The following is a 20425-nucleotide window of genomic DNA, read 5'->3' on the forward strand; positions in this document are numbered from 1 at the left end:
CAATGAACAAGCCATCCTTGAATCGCAGCGCCATCGAGCAACTCGACAAACTCGGACTAGCGCCAGACACGCATCAGGTTGCGCTGGCCTGCGCGCTGCTGTGGACCTTTCGCACCAACACCGACGTCCACCGCCTGCTGGCCTTGACCGGGCTGGCGAGCAGTGCCGGCAAGGCGTTCACCGCCAGCGACGTCAAGTCGGCAACGCAGAAACTCCGCGATAGCGGCCTGCTGGTCGACGAGCCCTCGCGCGCCACCACCTTTCACCTGGTGGACGCGCTACGCGCGCCGCTGTACCGCCAGTTGCTCGAAACCCATCCCGGCAGCACGCTGGCGCAGCTGATCGCCGACCTGGATCATTTCGATCCATCGCGATCGACCTACTACTGGCCCACCGCGAGCGTACCGACGACCATCGCCTACGTCCGTGCACGCTTCTATTCGGGCGCGCCCAGCGAGGAGCTGTCGCACCTCAAGAACGTCCTGAGCCGATCGATGGAATGGTCGCAGATCATGGTCAAAGCCATTCTGCTGCCCTTTGACGGGCCAAGTTTCGAACGCATCGAGCCACTCTGGCAATCACGCCTCGCTTACCAGGCGGTCGCCACCCTTTGCCTGTACTGGGCCCCGGAGTACCTGTCGATCGCCGAATGGGCCGGCAACCAGCTGCGACGCCACCCTGAGGACCTGTCCGACGACCTGTGCCTGACCCTCGGTGACCTGGCCGTGCAACGCGGCGACAGCGATCTGCTGCACGCTGCGCTACCCGAGCTCGAAGACGGTCTGGCGGCGGGCCTGCGCGCTGCGGCGCTGGTCGCTGAAGGCCGGTGGGCGGACGGGCAGGCGGCGTTCGAAGCGGCGTTGAAACAACGCAAGGGCGAAATCGGTGGTACCAAGAATCTGCTGCCGCTCAGTTTCGCCTGGCTCTATCCGCTGTCGCTGCTCGCCCAGTCGACCCCCAGACACCTCGAACTGGCACGCAGGTTTTGCGCTGGCGAGGCCGGCAAGCGCGACCCCAGCCCCCACGACAGCTGGGGACGCTGGGTGCACGCGATCGATGTGCGGCTCGGCAAGACGTCGATCAACCGCACGGTTTTCACTCCCGTCGGCGAACCGCAGGCGCGGTGGACGCTCGACGCGTTGTGGGCGATTCTGCTCGCCGCCTGGCTTGGCCGCGAAATGATCGCCGAAGCCGATCCGCGAGTACCGGCCACCGAGTGGCGGCCGACGATCCACTTTCTGCGCCAGCGCCTGCAGAGCTGTCGGCTGCAGACGCCGCTGCGCCTGCTCGATGGCTGCGAAGCGGTGCTCGACGGCGGCGAACCGCCCGCCGGCTTCTTTGTCGCTGGCGCTGCCGAGAAGTGGCGCGAGGTCCTGATCGCCCTGCAAGCGCTGGGCGGCAACCAACCGGCCAGCGCCGGTGGCGAGTCGTCGCGGCTGCTGTGGGAACTCGACATCGGCCGGCACGGGGATCTGCTCGGCGTCAGGCCGCTCGAACAGAAGCGCGGCCAGCGCGCCGCCTGGGGCCGGCCGCGAGCGCTGAGCCTGGCGAGAATCGCCGGCAACGAGCAGTTGGCTTCTTGCGACGCCAAGGTCGCGCGCGCGCTGCGCCCCGAGCGCGGCTACCGCAATCGCTACTACGTCGACCTGGCGGCGGCGATCGTCGCGCTGGTCGGCCACCCGTGCATCGTCCTGGCCAACGCACCCGAGCAGTTCGTCGAATTGTCCGAAGCGGCGCCGGAACTTGAACTGCTTCGGCAGGGCGAACGCTTCGTGATGCGCGTCGAGCCACCCCTGCGGCCAGTCGGCGACCAGAACGGCTATTACGCGATGGACGCCGATCAGCGTCGCGAAGCCGAGGCGCTGCGTCTGCTGACGCTCGTTCAGGACGGCCCGCAGCGCCTGCGCCTGGTGCGCTTCACGCCAGCTCAGCAGCAAGCCATTCAGCTGGTCTCGGGTCGCTTTTCGGTCCCCGCCGACGCCGCCGACGCGGCGGCCGAACTGGCCAAGACCTTGCACGCGCTGACCGCGCACTTCCAGGTCCATGCCGATTCGGCACAGGCGACCCGGCAGGTCGCCAGCGACTCGCGGCTGCGCGCCGAGCTTTCGCCGGTTGGCGACGACCTGGCGCTACGTCTGGTGGTGGCACCGCTCGGAGCCGATGGACCGCGGCTGCCGGCAGCCGCCGGCAGACTTCGCCTGATGGCCGTCCTCGGCGGCGAGACGGTCGGCACCGAACGCGACCTGACCGCCGAGCGCCGGCATCTCGAAGCGGTGCTCGACGCGCTGCCCTTCCTCGACAGCAGCGACGGCGTCAGCGAGTGGCTGATCGAAGACCCGGAACACGCGCTGGCGGCGGTCGAAGCGCTGCCGGCGCTGGCCGCGGTGGCCGCGGTCGAGTGGCCCAAGGGCAAGAGCGTGCGCGTGCTGACCCTCGACAGCCGCCAGCTCGGCGTCAGGGTAAGCCGCGAGCGCGACTGGTTCCGGCTGTCCGGCAGCGCGACGCTCGACGAAGGGCTGGTGCTGCAGCTCGAAACGCTGCTCGGCGCGGCGCGCGACAAGAGCCGTTTCATCCCCATGGGCAATGGCGTCTATGCCGCGCTGACCCGCTCGCTGAAGCAGAAGTTGAGCGACCTGGCGGCGGTGCTCGAAACCGACAAGGACGGCGGCAAGGTGCCGACCATCGCCGCCGCCTGGCTCGACGAGATTCTCGACGGAACCGAACTCGAAGCCGGCAAGGATTTTCGCCAGGCGATCGACCGCCTGCGGCAGGCGCAGGCCACCCAGCCGAAGCTGCCGAGCCTGCTGCAGGCCAGCCTGCGGCCGTATCAGGAGGACGGTTACCAGTGGGCGATTCGCCTGGCGACCGCCGGCATGGGTGGCTGCCTGGCCGACGACATGGGCCTCGGCAAAACCCTGCAAGCGCTCGGCGTGCTCCTCGAACGCGCCGCCGGCCCGGCGCTGGTCATCGCGCCGACCTCGGTGTGCGGCAACTGGCTGGCCGAAGCACAGCGCTTTGCGCCCAGCCTGAATGTCCGAATCTACAGCGAAGCGAGCGATGGCGACCGCGAGGATCTGGTCAACAGGGCCGGCCCGCAGGACCTGCTGATCGTCTCCTACACGCTGCTGCAACTGGCGCAGGAGCGCTTCGCCGGGCGCAGCTGGCACACCGTGATCGCCGATGAGGCACAGGCGATCAAGAACGCCGCCGCCAAGCGCTCGCAGGCGGTGTTCGCGCTGAATGCCGATTTTCGCCTGGCGCTGACCGGCACGCCAGTGGAAAACCGGCTGGCCGACCTCTGGTCGATCATGCGCTTCGCCAACCCCGGCCTGCTCGGCACCCTCAACCGCTTCAACGAACGCTTCGCCGGGCCGATCGAACGTAACCGCGACCGCGAGGCGCAGCACGTCCTCAAGCGCCTGGTCGGGCCTTTCGTCCTGCGCCGCAGCAAGTCGGAAGTGCTGCAGGAACTGCCGCCGCGCACCGAACTGATCCTGACCGTGACCCCGGAGGCCGCCGAAGCCGCGCACTACGAAGCACTGCGCCGCGAAGCGGCGAGCGAGATCGACGCCGGCTTCGATAGTGCGCCGCAGGCGCAGGCGCGCTTCAACATCCTCGCGCAACTGACGCGCCTGCGCCGCGCCGCCTGCGATCCGCGCCTCAGCAGTCCCGAATTCGGGATCACCGGCGCCAAGGTGCAGGCCTTCGCCGAACTCGCCGCCGAACTCGTCGAAAACGGTCACAAAGCACTTGTTTTCAGCCAGTTCGTTGATTTCCTGCAAGTCTTGCGTGAACCTCTGGACCAGGCCGGAATCACCTATCAGTACCTCGACGGGGCGACCCCGGCGGCCGAGCGCACGCGCCGCGTCGCCGCTTTCCAGGCTGGCGACGGCGACCTCTTCCTGATCAGCCTCAAGGCCGGCGGTTTCGGTCTCAACCTGACCGCCGCCGATTACGTGGTGATCACCGACCCGTGGTGGAACCCGGCTGCCGAAGACCAGGCGATGGGTCGCGCGCACCGCATCGGACAGCTGCGGCCGGTGACCGTCTACCGGCTGGTCACCAAGGGCACGGTGGAAGAGCGCATCGTCGACCTGCACCACGAGAAGCGCGCGCTCGCCGAGAGCATCCTCGCCGAAGGCGAAGCCAGCGCCTTGCCCTCGACCGAGGATCTTGTGGCACTGATCCGCGGGCGATGAGGCGGCGCTACGGCCGCGCGTCTGGCGGCACAAAGCGGCCCCCTGAGTCAAGACAAATATCAACCCAGTTGGGAGCTGTGCGTTTGACTTCGCTGCCGGCTGGCCGGCGCCGCACCCGCCTGCACGGGGCCGTCAGCCATCAGCAGCCCCTGCAACGCGCAGGCCTCGAGTTCCTGGTTCGGCGCCGTGCCGTCTGGCCAGAAGGCACAGCGCCCGCTCGATAAACGCTTCTTGCACAGCCGGAAACCCTGGCCGTCGTAGACGAGGATTTGACGGCGGTACGGGCGCTGTTGCGGACGACGAACACGCCGCCGCTGAACGGATCGGCTTCCAGACGCTGTCGACGGGCCCCTGGCCACTAGGTTCCACCCGCATGCGCACGCCGCGCATGTTCTCGAATTCAATCGCGCACTCGCAGAGAACCCGAGCGGGTGGCTCACGGTTGGGCGCATGTGGCAACTCGACGAACTGCTCTCCTCCTCTGCTGGCTGGCAATGCGCCACCTGCCGCCTCCTGCTCCTGCTGGCCCCTCTTCAAGTGATCGAAGTCAACCTGCAGCGCCCGTGCGGCGATGTTCGGCCCCGGTTCACGTGCAATCGCCACCGCCCCCACCCTTGACTCGCGATGGATGAGCTCACCGCGCCCACGGCCTACTCGCCAACACTTGAATCGCTGACGTACCTCTTCGAGGCTGTCGCCGTGGCTTGCGTGTGTCGTGTTCACGATCTCGTCCATTAGCTGCTCTCCTCGTCCGGTTGGCCTGGAAGTTAACGTTACCAAGGAAGTCAGCGATTTCACGCAGGACTGCCGGAAGGACGCGAAGTAAGACGCCAGACGCGACGGCTCAGCGACCGCTAGCCCGAAGCTGCCGTGGTCAGGGACGACTGCGCAGCGTGGCGACGCCGTATCGTCTCGAAAAGGCAGATCGCAGCGGCGGCCGCGACGTTTAGTGACTCGCTGGTGCCGGGCATCGGAATGCGCAGTTGCAGCTGCGTCGCGGCGACGACGTCCGGCCTGACGCCCAGCCCTTCGCTGCCGAATACCCAGGCCAACGGCTGACGGAGATCAGCCGAATAGAGGCTGCTCGACCCGCCCGGCACTGTCGCCACCGACTGCCCGCGATAGGCGGCGAGAAAACGGGCCAGGTCGCCGTGTTCATGGATGTCGAGCTGGAAATGCGCGCCCATCGCCGCACGCAGGGTCTTCGGCGACCAGGCCTGCGCGCAATCGACCGATAGCACGACCTGCCGAAAACCGGCGGCAGCGGCGCTGCGCAGAATGGAACCGAGATTGCCCGGATCCTGCACGCCGTCGAGCAGCACCGCATCCGCATCGCAATCGAGGCCGCATGCCGGTTGCGGCTGACCGACGATGGCCATGATTCCGCTCGGCGCGTCAACCACCGCCAGATCGCCGAACAGCGCGTCGGCGAAACAGGTGACCGTCGTAGCGGCCACCAGGCCCTCAAGATAGCGGGCGGTTTCCGGCCGGCAGGCACCGCTATCGCTGACCACCAGCTCCCCGGGGACCCCGTAGTGCTGGCTGTATGCTTCGATCAAGTGCAGGCCATCGAGCAGCACGCGGCCGCTCTTGCGCCGTTCCCGACCACTCTGACACAGCCTTTGCAGAGCCTTGTAATGCGGGTTTTCGCGCGAAGTGATCCGTTTCATGGCTGGCTGAGTCGGGCCACCGGTGCGTAACTGCGGCGATGGTGTGGACTCGCGCCGTGTTCGCGCAGCGCCTGCAAATGAAGTGCGGTGGGATAGCCCATGTGTCGATCAAAGCCATATTGGGGATAGCGGGCGTGCAGAGCAAGCATGCCGGCGTCGCGAGCCGTCTTGGCGAGAATCGACGCCGCGGCAATGGCCGCGACTTTGCCATCGCCGCCGATGATCGCTGCGACCGAACACGGCAGCCGCGGGCAATGCGTGCCATCGATCAGGGCGTGGCTGGGGGCAATCGGGCCGTGCGCGCCGGCGAGTGCCGTGACCGCGCGTTGCATGGCGAGCAGGCTGGCCTGCAGGATGTTGATTCGGTCGATCTCCTCGACGCTGGCCTCGGCGACTGCCCAGGCCAACGCCGTGGCGCGTATTTCGGCAGCAAGAACGTTCCGTTTTCCGGCAGAAAGCTTCTTTGAATCATTCAGGCCGGCGATCGGCCTGGCCGGGTCGAGAATCACCGCAGCGGCGACCACCGGTCCGGCCAGTGGACCGCGGCCGGCCTCATCGACCCCGCAGACCAGACCGTCAGACGGCAGCAGGAAAGGCTGCATGGACACGCTCAACCGCCGGCAGCTCGCCGACAATCGCCGCCGCGGCTTGCTCGGCGGCATTCTGGCGCAGTTGCAGGTGCATCTCGCGGAACAGCGCACTGATCCGTTGGCACGCGGTCTTGTCGGCGTAGAGGTTGAGCAGCGCCTGCGCGAGGTTTTCAGGTGTCGCCTCGTCCTGGATGAACTCAGGAACAACAAACTTGCCGGCCAGCACGTTCGGCAGGCCGACATAGGGCAGATAACCCATCCGACGCATGATCCGATACGAGAGCGGCGCCATTTTGTAGGCAATCGCCATCGGTCGCTTGAGCAGCGCCGCCTCGAGCGTGGCGGTACCACTGGCGACCAGGACCGCGTCGGCGGCCATCATCGCCTGGTGCGCATGGCCAAACAGCAGACGAATCGGCAGTTGTTGCGCCTGGCAGCGGTGCAGCGCCTCTTCAAACAGAACGCGCGTTTCACGCGTCGCCAGCGGCGCGAGAAAAAGCGCGTCGGGGAGCTGCGCGTGGATACGGCGCGCAGTCTCGATGAAGGTGTCCGCCATGTACTGCAATTCCGCCTGGCGGCTGCCCGGCAGGAGCGCGAAAACCGGCTCCTGCGACGGCAGTCCGAGCAGCGTCCTGGCGACATCGCGGCCGTCTTCCAGCGGCAGCATGTCGGCCAGCGGGTGGCCGACATAGCTCACCGGAATACCCTGCTGCTCGTAAAGAGCCGTCTCGAACGGAAACAGGGTCAGCACGCGGGAAGCCGCTGTGCCTATCTTGTGAATACGCGCGCCACGCCAGGCCCAGATCGATGGGCTGACGTAATGGATGCTCCGAACACCGTGCCGCTTGAGCTTTCTTTCGAGAACCAGATTGAAATCCGGCGCGTCAACGCCGATAAAGACATCAGGTGGGTCGGCCAGCAGCCGTCGTTGGAGGTCGCGGCGAATCGCGGCGATTTCACGATAGTGGCGAAGCACCTCGGCATACCCGCGGACCGACAGTTTTTCCAGCGGATGCCAGGACTGGAAACCCATGCCGAGCATTCGCGGCCCGCCAACACCGAAGAAGACGGCGCCGGGAAGCCTGGCCTGGAGTGCCTGCATCAGCTGGCTGGCGAGCAGGTCGCCGGACGCTTCTCCGGCGACCATGGCGATCCGGACCGGCACCGCCACGGTCATCGAATGATGCCGCGCTTCGATACCGCGAGAAAGTCGATCAGTGGCTTGATTTCCGGATGGGCAAGGACTTCCTGATCGAGTTTGGCGCGTGCTTCGTCGAGCATCAGGCCCGATTTGTAGAGCGTCCGGTAAGCGCGCTTCAACGCCAGCAGCGCGTCCGGCGAGAAACCGCGGCGCTTGAGCCCTTCGGCGTTGATGCCGAACGGGCTGGCGGTATTGCCGGCGGCCATCACGAATGGCGGAATATCCTGCAGAACCACCGTCCCGACGGCGGTCATGGTATGCGCGCCGACACGACAGAATTGGTGCACACCGGTATACCCACCGAGGATCGCCCAGTCATCGATGTGTACATGGCCGGCCAGCTGCGCATTGTTGGCGAACACGGTGCGGTTGCCCACCTGGCAGTCATGCGCGATATGCACATAGGCCATGATCCAGTTGTCGTCGCCGACGCGCGTGATGCCGACATCCTGGGCGGTGCCCGTGTTGAAGGTACAGAACTCGCGAATCGTGTTGCGATCGCCGATTTCCAGGCAGGTCGGCTCGCCGGCATACTTCTTGTCCTGCGGCACTTCGCCAAGCGAACAGAACTGGAAGATCCGGTTGTCCCGCCCGATGCGAGTCCGCCCGGAAATCACAACGTGCGGACCAATCACCGTATTGTCGGCGATCTGCACGTGTTCCCCGATGATCGAGTACGCACCGACTGAAACATTTGCGCCAAGCTGCGCACCAGGATCGATGATCGCACTTGGATGGATCATGGCACCGGTCACCCAGAGGTTCCGGCGACATCACGCTTGGCGCACATCAGCTCGGCTTCGGCGACGATCTCCCCGTCCACCCGCGCCTCCGCCTTGTATTTCCAGATGCCGCGCAGCTGACGCACGATCTGGACATGCAGATGCAACTGGTCGCCCGCGGTCACCGGTTTCTTGAAGCGCGCGCCATCAATGCCGACGAAGTAGAAGACGGAGTTCGCGTCCGGCTTGACGCCCATCGTCTTGAACGACAGGATGCCCGCCGCCTGCGCCAGCGCCTCCATGATCAGCACCCCCGGCATTACCGGGTGATGTGGGAAGTGGCCGACGAAAAAAGGTTCGTTGACCGTCACGTTCTTGTACGCATGGATCGCCTTGCCAAGCTCGAAGTCGACCACGCGGTCGACCAAGAGGAAGGGATAGCGGTGCGGCAAGTGCTCCAGAATATCGTGAATGCCCATTGCGTTCAAGATGATATGTCCCTTATTTCGAGTTTCTTCTCAAGTTCGGCGACCCGTTCGGCGAGTCTCGCCAGACGCTTGATGTGTGCCGCGTTGTGTAGCCATTCGTGGTGCGCCGAGAGCGGAAAGATACTGGTGTACTGACCGGCCCTGGGCAGGCTCCTGGTGACCATGCTGCCCGCCGAAATGTGCACGTCGTCGGCCAATTCCAGGTGACCGATGATCATCCCGGCCCCCCCAACCGTGCACCGACGACCGACCCTGGTACTGCCGGCAATGCCGACACAACCGGCCATCGCCGCATGGTCGCCAATGATGACGTTGTGCCCGATCTGAATCTGGTTGTCGAGCTTGACGCCATTGCCGATCACCGTGTCGTCGAGCGCGCCGCGGTCGATCGACGTGTTAACCCCGATCTCGACGTCGTCACCGATCACCACCCGCCCGACCTGCGGAATTTTCACCCACCGCTCGCCATCCTTGGCAAAGCCGAAGCCGTCGCCGCCGATCACCGCACCGGCGTGGATGATCGCCCGCTTGCCGATCAGGCAGCCACGATAGATCACGACATTCGGGTAAAGCAGCGAATCGTCGCCAATGGCGACTCCGTCGCCGATCACGCATCCCGGATGGACGATCACGTTCTCGCCGATGGTCGCACCCTCGCCGATGACAACGTTCTCGCCAACGCTCGCCGAATCGGGCAATGCCGACTTCACCACCGCGCCGGCACCAACCCCGGGGCGGCCCCGCAAGGGGGGATTGAGCAGCGCCACGACGCGAGCGTAGTACGCGTAAGCGTTTGGGTAAACGATGCGCGGCAGCGAGGTCTCAGCGGAAAACTGTGGCGGCAAGATTACCGCGGCAGCCTGTGTCCGATGCAGTTGCTGCCTGTATTTTGGATTGGCAAGAAAAGCAATGCTGCCCTCCCCTGCCGAAAGAAGGCTGCCCACCTGCCGGACCACCACCGCCCCATCACCCTCGAGCACCCCGCCGAGACGGGCGACGATTTCGTCTAGCCGCAGACCTCCTGACACCTGCACTCCATTGCTTGACCGGGTGGCGCCTACTTCGCGTCCTTGGGGTCTGACAAGGCCTTGATCACCTTGTCGGTGATATCGAGTTTCGGGCTGACCCAGACCACGTCCTGAACGATCAGATCGTATTTCTCGCTGTCTGCGAGTTGCTTGATCGCCTTGTTGGCCTTTTCAATGATCGCCGCATTTTCCTCGTTCTGGCGCAGGTTCAGATCCTCGCGGAACTCGCGCTGCTTGCGTTGGAACTCGCGCGACAACTCGCCAAGATCCTTTTCTTTGGTGCGACGATCCGCCTCGGCCATTGTCAGGCCATTCTTCTCGAGCGTCTCCTGCAAGCCCTGCACCTGTTTGGCAAGACGTTGCAGATCCTGGTCCCGCTTGGAGAATTCCTGCTCGATCTTCTTCGCAGCTCTTACAGCCGCAGGTGCGTCACGAAAGAGACGTTGGGTATTGACGTACCCGACCTTCAGTGGTTCTACCGCCGACGCGTAAGACACCGGCAGCGAGGCCATCAACGCAACCAGCAGTCTGGCAATCGTCTTCTTCAAGCTAATTCTCCCGAGTTAAAAGGTCGTCCCAAACTGGAACTGGAACTTTTGGAGTTTATCATTACTTTGTTCGTTGATCGGCTGACCGACGCTGAATTTCAACGGCCCCAGCGGCGAAAGCCAGGTCGCGGTGAGACCAACCGACATCCTCAATCCCTGGTCTGCGTAGGTGTAGTTATCGGTGAATACGTTACCGGCGTCAAAGAACGGCCCGAAACGGAATGCCTTGTCGAGCCCCGGGAAGGGCATCAGGATCTCCGAGTTGAAGACCGCCTTGCGCGTGCCACCGAGGCGCGTGTCGGGGTATAGCGGATCGACCGGACCGAGGCTCGCGGTGTCATAGCCACGCACGGATCCGACACCGCCGGCATAGAAGTTCTTGTAGAAGGGCAGCGTCTGTCCCTGCAGGCCGTTGGCGTACCCGAGATCGCCGCCAAGCATCAGAATCAGGTCCTTGGAGAGCCGGAAGTATTGCTGAATCTGATAGGTCGCGCGATAGAAAGTCAAGTCGGCGCCAGGGATGGCGACCTCCAGTCCGGCCTTCTGGGTTCCACCGCTGGTCGGAAGAATGGCGCTGTCCCTGCTGTCCCGGGTCCAGGACACCGTCGCCGGCACGGTAACGTTCGAGTCTCCGTGCTGCGCCTGGAACTGGATGTACTGGATCGGGGTTGCCAGGGTGATTGGCGTAATGTCGATGGTCGTCTGATCGACCGCCAGCCCGAAGTTGAGTGTTTGCTTTTCACCAATCGGATAGCCGAAGCGGATGCCGCCGCCGTATGAGGTGGACTGGAAGGCGTAGCCGAGAGAGGTCGGGTTGAGCGTGCGGTAGTAGACGTCGAAGCCCTGGCTGATACCGTCAACCGTGAAGTACGGATTGGTATAGTTGATGCCGACGGTACGGTTCAACTTGCCGGTGTTCAACTGCAAGGACAGGAACTTGCCGCTGCCAAAAATGTTGGACTGCGAGATCGAGCCGGAGAGGATGACTTTTTCCGAGCTTGAATAGCCGGCGCCAATGGAGATGTTACCAGTGGACTTCTCGACGACATTGACATTCACATCAACCTGGTCGATGGTTCCGGGCACCGGCGGCGTTTCAACGTTGACTTCGGAAAAATAGTCGGTCTTGTCGATCCTGGCGCGTGACGCCACGACCCGCTCGGCATCATACCAGCCCGCTTCCATCTGGCGCATTTCCTGGCGGATTACTTCGTCACGCGTCTTGGTGTTGCCGGTGATGTTGATCCGCCGCACGTAGGCTCGCTTGCCGGGGTCGACGAAAATGGTGAACGCGACCTGGCGCTTCTCCTTGTCGATTTCCGGTGCAGCGTTGACGTTGGCAAATGCGTAGCCCTGGGCGCCGAGTTTGTCGGCAATCGCCTTGGTGCTCTCGTTGAGCTTCTCGCGGGAAAAGACATCCCCGGGCTTGACCTTGACGGCTTTCCTGAACTCTTCCTCCGACAGCGTCAGATCGCCCGCGAGTTTCACCGAAGACACCAGATAGCGCTCGCCCTCGACGATGCTGATCGTGATGTAGATGTCCTTCTTGTCGGGGCTGATCGACACCTGCGTCGACTCGACGTTGAATTCCAGGAAGCCACGGTCCAGGTAATACGAACGCAGCGTTTCGAGGTCAGCGGAAAGCTTCTGCTTGGAGTACTGGTCGCTCTTGGTGTACCAACTGATCCAGTTGGGCGTCCTCAGTTCGAGCGCTGCAAGCAAGTCCTTCTCCTTCAGCGCGTGCACCCCGACAATGTTGATCTGCTTGATCTTGGCGGTCTCGCCTTCGTCGACATTGAAGTTGATCGCCACGCGATTACGGTCCAGGGGCGTGATGGTGGTAGTGATGGTCACCGCGTACCTGCCCCGCGACAGATACTGGCGCTTCAGTTCCTGTTCGGCTTTTTCCAGCGTGGCGCGGTCGAAGGTGCGCGATACCGCGATACCAACCTCCTTCAGGCCCTTGAGCAACTGCTCCTTGTCGAACTCCTTCAGGCCGACGAAGTCGATCTGGGCGATCGCCGGGCGCTCCTCGACCACGACGATGAGCACGGAACCAGCCACTTCAATCCGGACATCCTTGAAAAAACCGGTGGCAAACAAGGTCTTGATGACCTGCGCTGCCTTTTCGTCATTCATCGTATCGCCGACCTTGATCGGCAGGTAGCTGAAAACCGTCCCTGCTTCAACACGCTGAATGCCTTCGACACGAACGTCCTGGACCGTAAACGGCTCCATGGCCACGGCGCAAGAGGCAAAAAGGGTGGCAACCAGACCTGCGAGCAGGTTTCTCTTCATGAGTTCAGCCGGAAATCAGTCGATTGATGTCGTTGTAGAAAGCGAAAGCCATCAGTATGAGCAGGAGCGCCAGACCGATCTGCTGACCGATCTCCATGGTGCGCTCGGAAACTGGCCCACGCTTGATGATTTCGACGAGATAATACAGCAAATGGCCCCCATCCAGGATCGGGATCGGCAGCAGATTCAGGACGCCAAGGCTGATGCTGACCAGCGCCATGAACTTGATATAGTAGTCGAGACCGAGTCTCGCGGAGCGGCCAGCGTAGTCAGCAATGGTCACCGGTCCGCTGATATTGCGCCACGAAACCTCGCCGGTAATCATCTTGCCCATCATCAGCAAGGTGAACGCCGACTTGTCCCAGGTCTCGACGACTGCCTTGCGCAACGCTGATACCGGCCCATAGCTGACGGTAATCATCAACGCGGCTCGCGCCCGATCGCCATCGCTGACCGAAACGCCCACCCGGCCTATCTCCTCGCCCTGCTCGTCGATCGTTGCCGGGGTCAGCGCGATGGCGATCGGCTGACCATCGCGGAGCACCTCAAGAGCTAACCGTTTGCCGGGCGACTGGCGAACGATGCGCACAAAATCGGCCCAACTGTCTATCTCATAGTCATCGACGGAGAGCACCTCGTCGCCAAGACGCAGGCCGGCGTCGGCCGCCGCACTATTCGCTTTGACCGTGCCAAGCACGGGCGGCAGGCTGGGCCGGTGGAGAGCAACTCCCAGCCTGTCGAGCGCGTCACCCTCCCAGCCCGAGCGCCGGACAGCCGAGACGTCAAGGTGGCGAATGCTGATCTCCCGGCGCGGGTTGATCACTTCGAGGGCGACCTCGTCGGCGTCGACCGCTCTTTCCAGCAAGGCCCAACGCATTTCCTGCCACGTTTGAACGGGCTCACCGGCAACCTTCAGCACCAATTCGCCGTTTTCCAGTCCGGCTGCCGCGGCGGCACTCGCGGCGACCGGCGCGCCGAGCAATGGTTTGAATTCCTCCGTACCGTGCCAGAAGAGTCCCCAGTACAGCACGATGGCCAATAGAAAGTTGGCCAGCGGTCCAGCAGCAACGATCACCATCCGCTTCAAAACCGGCTGCCGGTTGAAGCTCCGGTGCAAATCCGCCGCGGGAACGTCGCCCTCACGCTCATCGAGCATCTTGACGTAGCCGCCCAGCGGGAACGCGGCAATTGCCCACTCCGTGCCATCCCGGCCAAAGCGCCGCGCCCAGAGCAGCCGTCCGAAGCCGACCGAAAAGCGCAGAACCTTGACGCCGGCCCAGCGTGCGGCTAGATAGTGCCCGTACTCGTGGACCACCACCAGAACTCCCAGAACCAGAGCAAAGGCGGCCAGGTAGTAGAGGAAGCCGCTCACCGCGAGGCCTGCGTCGTGAGGTCCGCAATGTAGGCCCGGGCGGCGTCGCGAGCCATCCGGTCGGCGGCCAGGACATCCGCCAGCGAGTCCAGTGCGCAGTTCGCAGGCAGGCGGTCCATGACGTCAGCAATCACGCGAGCGATCACCGTGAAGCCGATCCGCCCGTCGAGGAAGGCCTGCACCGCCACTTCGTTGGCGGCGTTGAGTGTGGTCGGCGCGCAACCCCCTGCCGCCAGCGCACGATAGGCAAGAGCCAGACACGGGAAACGCCCGAAGTCCGGCCTCTCGAAGTGCAGCGACGCGACCCTGAACAGATCAAGCGGCTCGACGCCAGCCGAAATGCGCCTTGGATACGCCAGCGCGTGCGCAATCGGCGTCCGCATGTCCGGATTGCCGAGTTCGGCGATCACCGAGCCGTCGGCGTACTGGACGAGCGAATGGACGATGCTTTCCGGGTGAATTACGACCTCGATGCGATCGGCGGGAACGTTGAACAGCCAGTGCGCCTCGATGATCTCCAGACCCTTGTTCATCATCGTAGCCGAATCCACCGAAATCTTTCGTCCCATGACCCAGTTCGGATGCGCGCAGGCCTGCTCGGGGCTGACCGAATCGAGGTCGTCGAGCGCGCAGGTTCGAAACGGCCCACCCGAGGCGGTGAGATACAGGCCGAGCACGCCGCTATCTGCTAAATTACCTGAATAACCCGTCGGGAGAGACTGAAAAATAGCGTTATGTTCACTGTCTATCGGCAGCAATACGGCGCCGCTATGACGAACGGCGCGCATGAAAACCGCGCCGGCCATGACCAGCGCCTCCTTGTTGGCCAACAGGATCTTCTTGCCCGCGACGGCGGCAGCCAAGGTCGGCGGCAACCCGGCGGCACCGACGATGGCCGCCATCACCGCATCGACTTCCGGCAACTGGGCCATCCGCAGCAGCGCGTCGGGGCCCCATGCCACCTCGGTCCGGCAGCCGGCTGCAAGCAGGCGCGCCGCGAGGTCTGCGGCCAGTGCCGGATCGCCAAGCACCGCGTAACGCGGCTGGAATTCGACGCATTGCGCGAACAGCAGGTCGACCTGACGATGCGCGCAAAGGGCCACCAGCCGGTAGGTCTGCCGGTGACGGCGAACGACATCCAGGGTATTGACCCCGATCGAACCCGTCGACCCCAGGATGGTGAGATTTTGCACGACGCCCCCGGAAGCGCTCAATGCGCGGTCGCCAGCCAGACCAGGGCGACCAGCGGCAGGGTCGACGTGAGACTGTCGATCCGGTCGAGCACACCGCCGTGGCCCGGCAGCACGTTGCTGCTATCCTTCAGGCCCGCCTGGCGTTTGAGCAGCGACTCGAAGAGGTCACCAAGGACGCTGATCACCGTCAACAGGATCATGATCAGCAGCAGCAGCAGGTAATTGTCAGACAGCGTCGCCGGCAGCTTCGAGGACACCAGAAAGCCGTAGGCGACGACCGCGACGCCACCGCCAACCGCCCCTTCCCAGGTCTTTCCCGGGCTGATGTTTGGTGCGAGTTTGTGCTTGCCGAAACGTCGCCCCGTGAAATAGGCGCCGATATCCGCCAGCCAGACGACGGCCATGATCGCCAGCAAGGCTGGCGGCCCGGCCTGCCGCAGCTGCACCAGCGCCAGCCAGGTCGGCAGAATCAGCAGGATGCCGATCATCAGACCGACGCCATGGTTTGACAAGGACCAGCGCCGTTTCAGCCAGATCGGCACGGCCAGCAGCCACCAGACGGCAGCCGGCAGGTAGAACCACGCCCCCAGACGCCATGCCTCCTCGGGAGAAGCAGCGGCGAGGCCGACCGCCGCCGGCTCAAGAGCGCTGATCCCCGAGCAGGTAATGGCCAGCAGGACGCCAAGAAGGATCCGTGCCGCTCCACCGAGGCGCATCAAGCCCCCCCACTCCCAGGCAGCGACAGTGGCTACTGCCGTGGCGAAGACCAGCCACCCGAGAGGCGGCAGGTAGAAGAGGGCAAGAAAGAAGGCCGCAAACAGGAAGACCGCGGTAATAACCCGCGTCCTAAGCATCGATCCGCGAGTCCGTCGGAGAGTGCGTCGCCGGCGAATGGCCGACCAACTGTTCGCTGGTTCGCCCGAATCGACGCTCACGCTGCTGATACGAGGCCAGCGCGCCATCGAAAGCCGCCGAGTCGAACTCGGGCCAGAGTACATCGGTGAAGTACAACTCCGAATAGGCGAGTTGCCAGAGCAGGAAGTTGCTGATCCGCTGCTCTCCTCCAGTGCGGATGAACAAATCAGGCTCCGGCGCGTAACTCATGGCCAAATGCGGCGCGAGGTCGCTCTCGCTCCACTCGCCGCTCGCATCCGGCTGGCTGATCAGCATCCGCCTGACCGCCTGGAGGATATCCCAGCGGCCGCCGTAATTGGCGGCAATGGTCAGGATCAGCTGTTCGTTGGCGGCGGTTCTCTGCTCCGACACCTGGATCAGCGTCTGCAGCTCTGGCTCGAAACGCGACAGATCGCCGACCACACGCAAGCGTACGCCATTGCGATGGAGCTTGCTGACCTCGTCCTTCAGGGCACGCCTGAAGAGCTGCATCAACAGCGACACCTCCTCTTCCGGCCGGCGCCAGTTCTCCGAGCTGAAGGCAAAAAGCGTCAGATACTCGATACCGCGCTCAAGGCACGCCCGAACCGTCTCGCGGACGGTCTCGACGCCGCGACGATGGCCAGCAAAGCGCGGTAACAAGCGCTTCTTGGCCCATCGTCCGTTGCCGTCCATGATGATCGCCACATGCCTAGGCACCGCTGAAGTTGCCGGGACGTTCCGCGTGGAGCTGCCAAAGAGAGCCATTTCGATTGCTCGGCCGACAGCTTCTAGATGGCCATCAACTCGGTTTCCTTGTGGCTGAGTTGCTTGTCGATCTCGGCAACGTAGCGGTCGGTGAGTTTCTGGATGTCGTCCTGAGCCCGGTGTTCCTCATCCTCCGAGCACTCCTTGTTCTTGAGCATCTCCTTGAGAGTGGCGATCGCGTCACGCCGCAGGTTGCGCACCGCAACCTTGGTCCCCTCCCCCTCGCCCTTCACCACCTTGATCAGATCGCGACGCCGTTCCTCGGTCAGCGCTGGCATTGGAACGCGGATCAACTCCCCTTGCGAAGACGGATTGAGTCCCAGGTCGCAGTCACGAATGGCCTTTTCGACCTTCGCTGCCATACCCTTCTCCCAGGTCTGTACGCCAAGCGCACGGGCATCGATCACGGTCACGTTGGCAACCGTGTTGATCGGCACCAGGGAGCCGTAGTACTCGACCTGCACGTGGTCCAGCAGGCCGATGTGCGCCCGTCCGGTCCGCACTTTGGCCAAGTCGGTCTTGAGCGCCTCAATCGACTTCTGCATCTTTACCTCGGCAGCTTTCTTCACATCAGCTATCGACATTTCGGTCTCCGTCAGCAATACACCAGGGTGCCTTCGTTCTCGCCCATCGTAACCCGCTCCAAGGCCCCATGCTTGAAAATCGAGAAGACGTTGATCGGCAACTTCTGGTCCCGACACAGGGCAAAAGCCGTGGCGTCCATCACCGCCAGATTCTGCGCGATGGCTTCATCGAAGCTGATCCGGTCATAGCGAACGGCCAACGGATCCTTCTTGGGGTCGGCCGAATATATACCGTCAACCTTGGTCGCCTTGAGCACGATTTCAGCACCGATTTCGGCGCCACGCAAGGCGGCAGCGGTGTCTGTCGTGAAAAACGGGTTACCCGTACCAGCAGCGAAAATAACCGTCCTGCCCTGTTCCAGGTAGCGGATCGCCTTGGCACGAATATACGGTTCCACCACCTGCTCGATATTCAGCGCTGATTGCACGCGGGAAGCCATTCCGGCAGCCCGCATCGCATCGTGCAACGCCAACCCGTTCATCACCGTTGCCAGCATCCCCATGTAGTCGGCCTGGGCGCGGTCCATTCCCGTGGCAGCCGGCGCAACACCGCGAAAGATGTTGCCACCGCCGATCACCACCCCGACCTGCACGCCCATGTCGACAATCACCTTGATTTCGGCAACGATCCCCGAAATGGTTTGCCTGTTGATGCCATAAGCATCGCCCCCCATGAGGGCCTCGCCGGACAGTTTGAGCAGGATACGCTTGTATCTCGGCGAGTTCTCGGACATCGGCATGGTGCTCCTTCAGTCAGGCCTGATCAGCCACTCGTGCTGGACGACTACTTCTGGGCAGCGGCGGCCTGCGCAGCCACTTCAGCAGCGAAGTCGTTGCTCTTCTTGGCAAGCCCTTCACCCACGACGAACAATACGAAGCCAGCAACCGAAGCAGCCTTGGACTTGAGCAACTGGGCAATGGTCTGCTTGCCGTCTTCGGCCTTGACAAAGACCTGACCGAGCAAAGTCACTTCGTTCAGGAATTTCTGCACGGAACCCTCGGCGATCTTCTCGAGCATCGCTTCAGGTTTTCCGGCTTCCCTCGCCTTCTCGATGGCGATCCGACGCTCGCTGTCGATCAGATCCGGCGCGACACCGCTTGCGTCGAGAGCCTTCGGCTTTCCCGCCGCGATCTGCATGGCCAAGTCCTTGGCTAGTTGATCGTCACCGCCCAGACAGTCGAGCAGAACACCAATCTTGGCGCCTCCATGCACATACGAAGCAAGCTTTCCCTTGGCCTGCATGCGAACGAAGCGACGGATCGAGAGGTTCTCTCCGATCTTTCCGACCAGCGCGGTACGCGTCGATTCGACCGTACCGTCGCCCATCGGCAAGGCCGACAGGGCAGCCACATCGGCCGGGTCGGCGGTTGCGACCAGTGCCGCGCAACTGCTGGCAAGCTTCAGGAAGTCATCGTTCTTGGCGACAAAGTCGGTTTCGCAGTTGATTTCGATCAGCGCACCCATTGTGCCATCATCCGACAAGTGGATCGCCACAACGCCTTCCGCGGTAATCCGACTGGCAGCCTTGCTGGCTTTCGAACCAAGCTTCACGCGCAAAATTTCTTCGGCCTTGCCGAGATCGCCAGCGGCCTCGGTCAGGGCCCGCTTACATTCCATCATCGGCGCGTCGGTTCTTTCGCGCAGTTCCTTCACCATGCTTGCGGTAATTTCCGCCATTTTCATTCTCCACTTGCATACGCTGCCGGAAGAGTCGGCAGCGCCTCACTGAACAGATTCAGGACGCATGTCTGGCCGGCGGCGACTCCCCGCGCACGCAGCCAGGGCGGCAGTCAATCAGTTGTCGCTTGCTTCTTCGATGAATTCGTCGCCCGAAACGGCGTCAATGATTTCCTCGACAAACTGGCTGCGCCCTTCAAGGACGGCATCCGCTACGCCACGCGCGTACAACCGGATCGCACGCGAAGAGTCGTCGTTACCGGGAATGACGTAATCGATACCTTCCGGCGAATGGTTGGTGTCGACCACGGCGACAACTGGAATTCCCAGCTTGACAGCTTCGGTGATCGCGATCTTGTGATAACCGACGTCAATCACGAACAACGCGTCAGGTAGCGTGACCATATCCTTGATGCCGCCAATCGACTTGAGCATCTTGTCCAGTTCCCGCGTGGTCATCAGCGCCTCTTTCTTCCCGAGTCGCTCAAGCGATCCATCTTCAACCATGGCCTCCATCTCCTTGAGGCGCTTGATCGACTGCTTTATGGTCTTGAAGTTGGTCAGCATGCCGCCCAGCCAACGCTGATCGACGTACGGGGAAGCGCAACGGGACGCTTCCTCGGCGACTATTTCGCGAGCCTGCCGCTTAGTTCCGACAAACAGGATGTTTCCTTTGTTGGCAGACAGTTTTCGGACGAAGGTCATCGCTTCGTTATACTTGGCAAGCGTGCTCTCGAGGTTGACAATGTGGATCTTGTTGCGCGCGCCGAAGATATAGGGCGCCATCTTGGGATTCCAGAATCGTGTCTGGTGGCCGAAGTGGACACCGGCCTCGAGCATTTGACGCATGGTTGTAGACATATGTTTTCTTACTCTCAATATCAGGGTTGGACCACCATCCGCCCAGCTACAGCCTGTCGTGTTGTCCAGACAGGCACCCTTGAACAGGCGAATGTGCGTAGTGAGGTGTGCCACAGCGGCAGACCCGGCGTACCACGAGGGCACGCTTTCCAGTTTCGCTGACACCGGCCAGCAAAACCCGACAATAGTACCATCAAGCGCCCAGAAAGTTCAAATCGCAGCCTTGTCCCAAATTCCGCGATTGAAATTCTTGCCGACCTGATGCCAGGGCTCTGCCCTACGCTGGAGCACCTCAAGGCGCGAGTTAGCCTGCGCCAGAGCGTGCTGAAGGTCGCTGAGCAGTCAACAGCGG

General features: G+C 63.0%; 18 protein-coding genes. 1 reads left to right on the plus strand and 17 read right to left on the minus strand.

From position 1 onward, the window contains the following. Window positions 1-2: 2 nt before the first annotated feature. Window positions 3-4199 carry a DEAD/DEAH box helicase gene (locus Q1L50_RS06735; RefSeq protein WP_300336959.1) on the plus strand — a complete coding sequence of 1399 codons (4197 nt, stop codon included), beginning with the start codon at window positions 3-5 and terminating at the stop codon, window positions 4197-4199. Between the two features lie 132 nt (window positions 4200-4331). Here the strand turns inward: Q1L50_RS06735 and Q1L50_RS06740 are convergent, their stop codons facing one another. The 17 genes from Q1L50_RS06740 to rpsB all read right to left on the minus strand — a co-directional run bounded on the left by Q1L50_RS06740 (window position 4332) and on the right by rpsB (window position 20073). Continuing rightward, window positions 4332-4934 carry a hypothetical protein gene (locus Q1L50_RS06740; RefSeq protein WP_300336961.1) on the minus strand — a complete coding sequence of 201 codons (603 nt, stop codon included), beginning with the start codon at window positions 4932-4934 and terminating at the stop codon, window positions 4332-4334. Window positions 4935-5053: 119 nt separating this feature from the next. Next, complete coding sequence (locus Q1L50_RS06745; protein ID WP_300336963.1) at window positions 5054-5869, minus strand: RNA methyltransferase; 816 nt, start codon at window positions 5867-5869, stop codon at window positions 5054-5056. Then, a complete protein-coding gene (gene rnhB / locus Q1L50_RS06750; RefSeq protein WP_300336965.1) occupies window positions 5866-6471 on the minus strand; it encodes a ribonuclease HII in 606 nt (201 codons plus the stop codon). The genes Q1L50_RS06745 and rnhB overlap by 4 nt, the downstream gene beginning before the upstream one ends. After that, window positions 6446-7636, minus strand: coding sequence for a lipid-A-disaccharide synthase (gene lpxB, locus Q1L50_RS06755; protein ID WP_300336967.1), 1191 nt, complete (start codon window positions 7634-7636; stop codon window positions 6446-6448). Before lpxB ends, rnhB begins: the two co-directional genes overlap by 26 nt. Further along, entirely contained in the window at window positions 7633-8403 is a 771-nt protein-coding gene (gene lpxA, locus Q1L50_RS06760) for an acyl-ACP--UDP-N-acetylglucosamine O-acyltransferase (protein ID WP_300336968.1), read from the minus strand. The genes lpxB and lpxA overlap by 4 nt, the downstream gene beginning before the upstream one ends. An 8-nt stretch (window positions 8404-8411) precedes the next feature. Further along, entirely contained in the window at window positions 8412-8861 is a 450-nt protein-coding gene (fabZ, locus tag Q1L50_RS06765) for a 3-hydroxyacyl-ACP dehydratase FabZ (protein ID WP_300336987.1), read from the minus strand. A gap of 5 nt (window positions 8862-8866) precedes the next feature. After that, complete coding sequence (gene lpxD / locus Q1L50_RS06770) at window positions 8867-9898, minus strand: UDP-3-O-(3-hydroxymyristoyl)glucosamine N-acyltransferase (RefSeq protein WP_300336970.1); 1032 nt, start codon at window positions 9896-9898, stop codon at window positions 8867-8869. Window positions 9899-9927: 29 nt separating this feature from the next. Next, the gene (locus tag Q1L50_RS06775) at window positions 9928-10410 is read right to left on the minus strand and encodes an OmpH family outer membrane protein (RefSeq protein WP_300336971.1); all 483 of its coding nucleotides are present in this window, start codon (window positions 10408-10410) and stop codon (window positions 9928-9930) included. A gap of 51 nt (window positions 10411-10461) precedes the next feature. Beyond that, entirely contained in the window at window positions 10462-12744 is a 2283-nt protein-coding gene (gene bamA / locus Q1L50_RS06780; protein ID WP_300336973.1) for an outer membrane protein assembly factor BamA, read from the minus strand. Between the two features lie 4 nt (window positions 12745-12748). Next, window positions 12749-14116, minus strand: coding sequence for an RIP metalloprotease RseP (rseP, locus tag Q1L50_RS06785; protein ID WP_300336974.1), 1368 nt, complete (start codon window positions 14114-14116; stop codon window positions 12749-12751). Then, entirely contained in the window at window positions 14113-15330 is a 1218-nt protein-coding gene (ispC, locus tag Q1L50_RS06790; RefSeq protein ID WP_300336976.1) for a 1-deoxy-D-xylulose-5-phosphate reductoisomerase, read from the minus strand. Before ispC ends, rseP begins: the two co-directional genes overlap by 4 nt. Next, window positions 15327-16163 (minus strand): phosphatidate cytidylyltransferase, encoded by an 837-nt coding sequence (locus tag Q1L50_RS06795; RefSeq protein ID WP_300336978.1) that lies wholly within the window; start codon window positions 16161-16163, stop codon window positions 15327-15329. Before Q1L50_RS06795 ends, ispC begins: the two co-directional genes overlap by 4 nt. Next, window positions 16156-16950 carry a polyprenyl diphosphate synthase gene (uppS, locus tag Q1L50_RS06800; protein ID WP_300336980.1) on the minus strand — a complete coding sequence of 265 codons (795 nt, stop codon included), beginning with the start codon at window positions 16948-16950 and terminating at the stop codon, window positions 16156-16158. Before uppS ends, Q1L50_RS06795 begins: the two co-directional genes overlap by 8 nt. Window positions 16951-16973: 23 nt before the next feature. Next, the gene (frr, locus tag Q1L50_RS06805) at window positions 16974-17534 is read right to left on the minus strand and encodes a ribosome recycling factor (RefSeq protein WP_300336982.1); all 561 of its coding nucleotides are present in this window, start codon (window positions 17532-17534) and stop codon (window positions 16974-16976) included. Window positions 17535-17545: 11 nt separating this feature from the next. Beyond that, window positions 17546-18268: a UMP kinase gene (gene pyrH, locus Q1L50_RS06810; RefSeq protein WP_300336984.1), complete on the minus strand. Its 723-nt coding sequence runs from the start codon at window positions 18266-18268 to the stop codon at window positions 17546-17548. Window positions 18269-18318: 50 nt separating this feature from the next. Then, window positions 18319-19212 (minus strand): translation elongation factor Ts, encoded by an 894-nt coding sequence (gene tsf, locus Q1L50_RS06815; protein WP_300336986.1) that lies wholly within the window; start codon window positions 19210-19212, stop codon window positions 18319-18321. Window positions 19213-19329: 117 nt separating this feature from the next. Further along, the gene (rpsB, locus tag Q1L50_RS06820) at window positions 19330-20073 is read right to left on the minus strand and encodes a 30S ribosomal protein S2 (protein ID WP_300336989.1); all 744 of its coding nucleotides are present in this window, start codon (window positions 20071-20073) and stop codon (window positions 19330-19332) included. Window positions 20074-20425 lie beyond the last annotated feature (352 nt).

Source organism: Accumulibacter sp., from assembly GCF_029255145.1.
GTDB lineage: Bacteria > Pseudomonadota > Gammaproteobacteria > Burkholderiales > Rhodocyclaceae > Accumulibacter.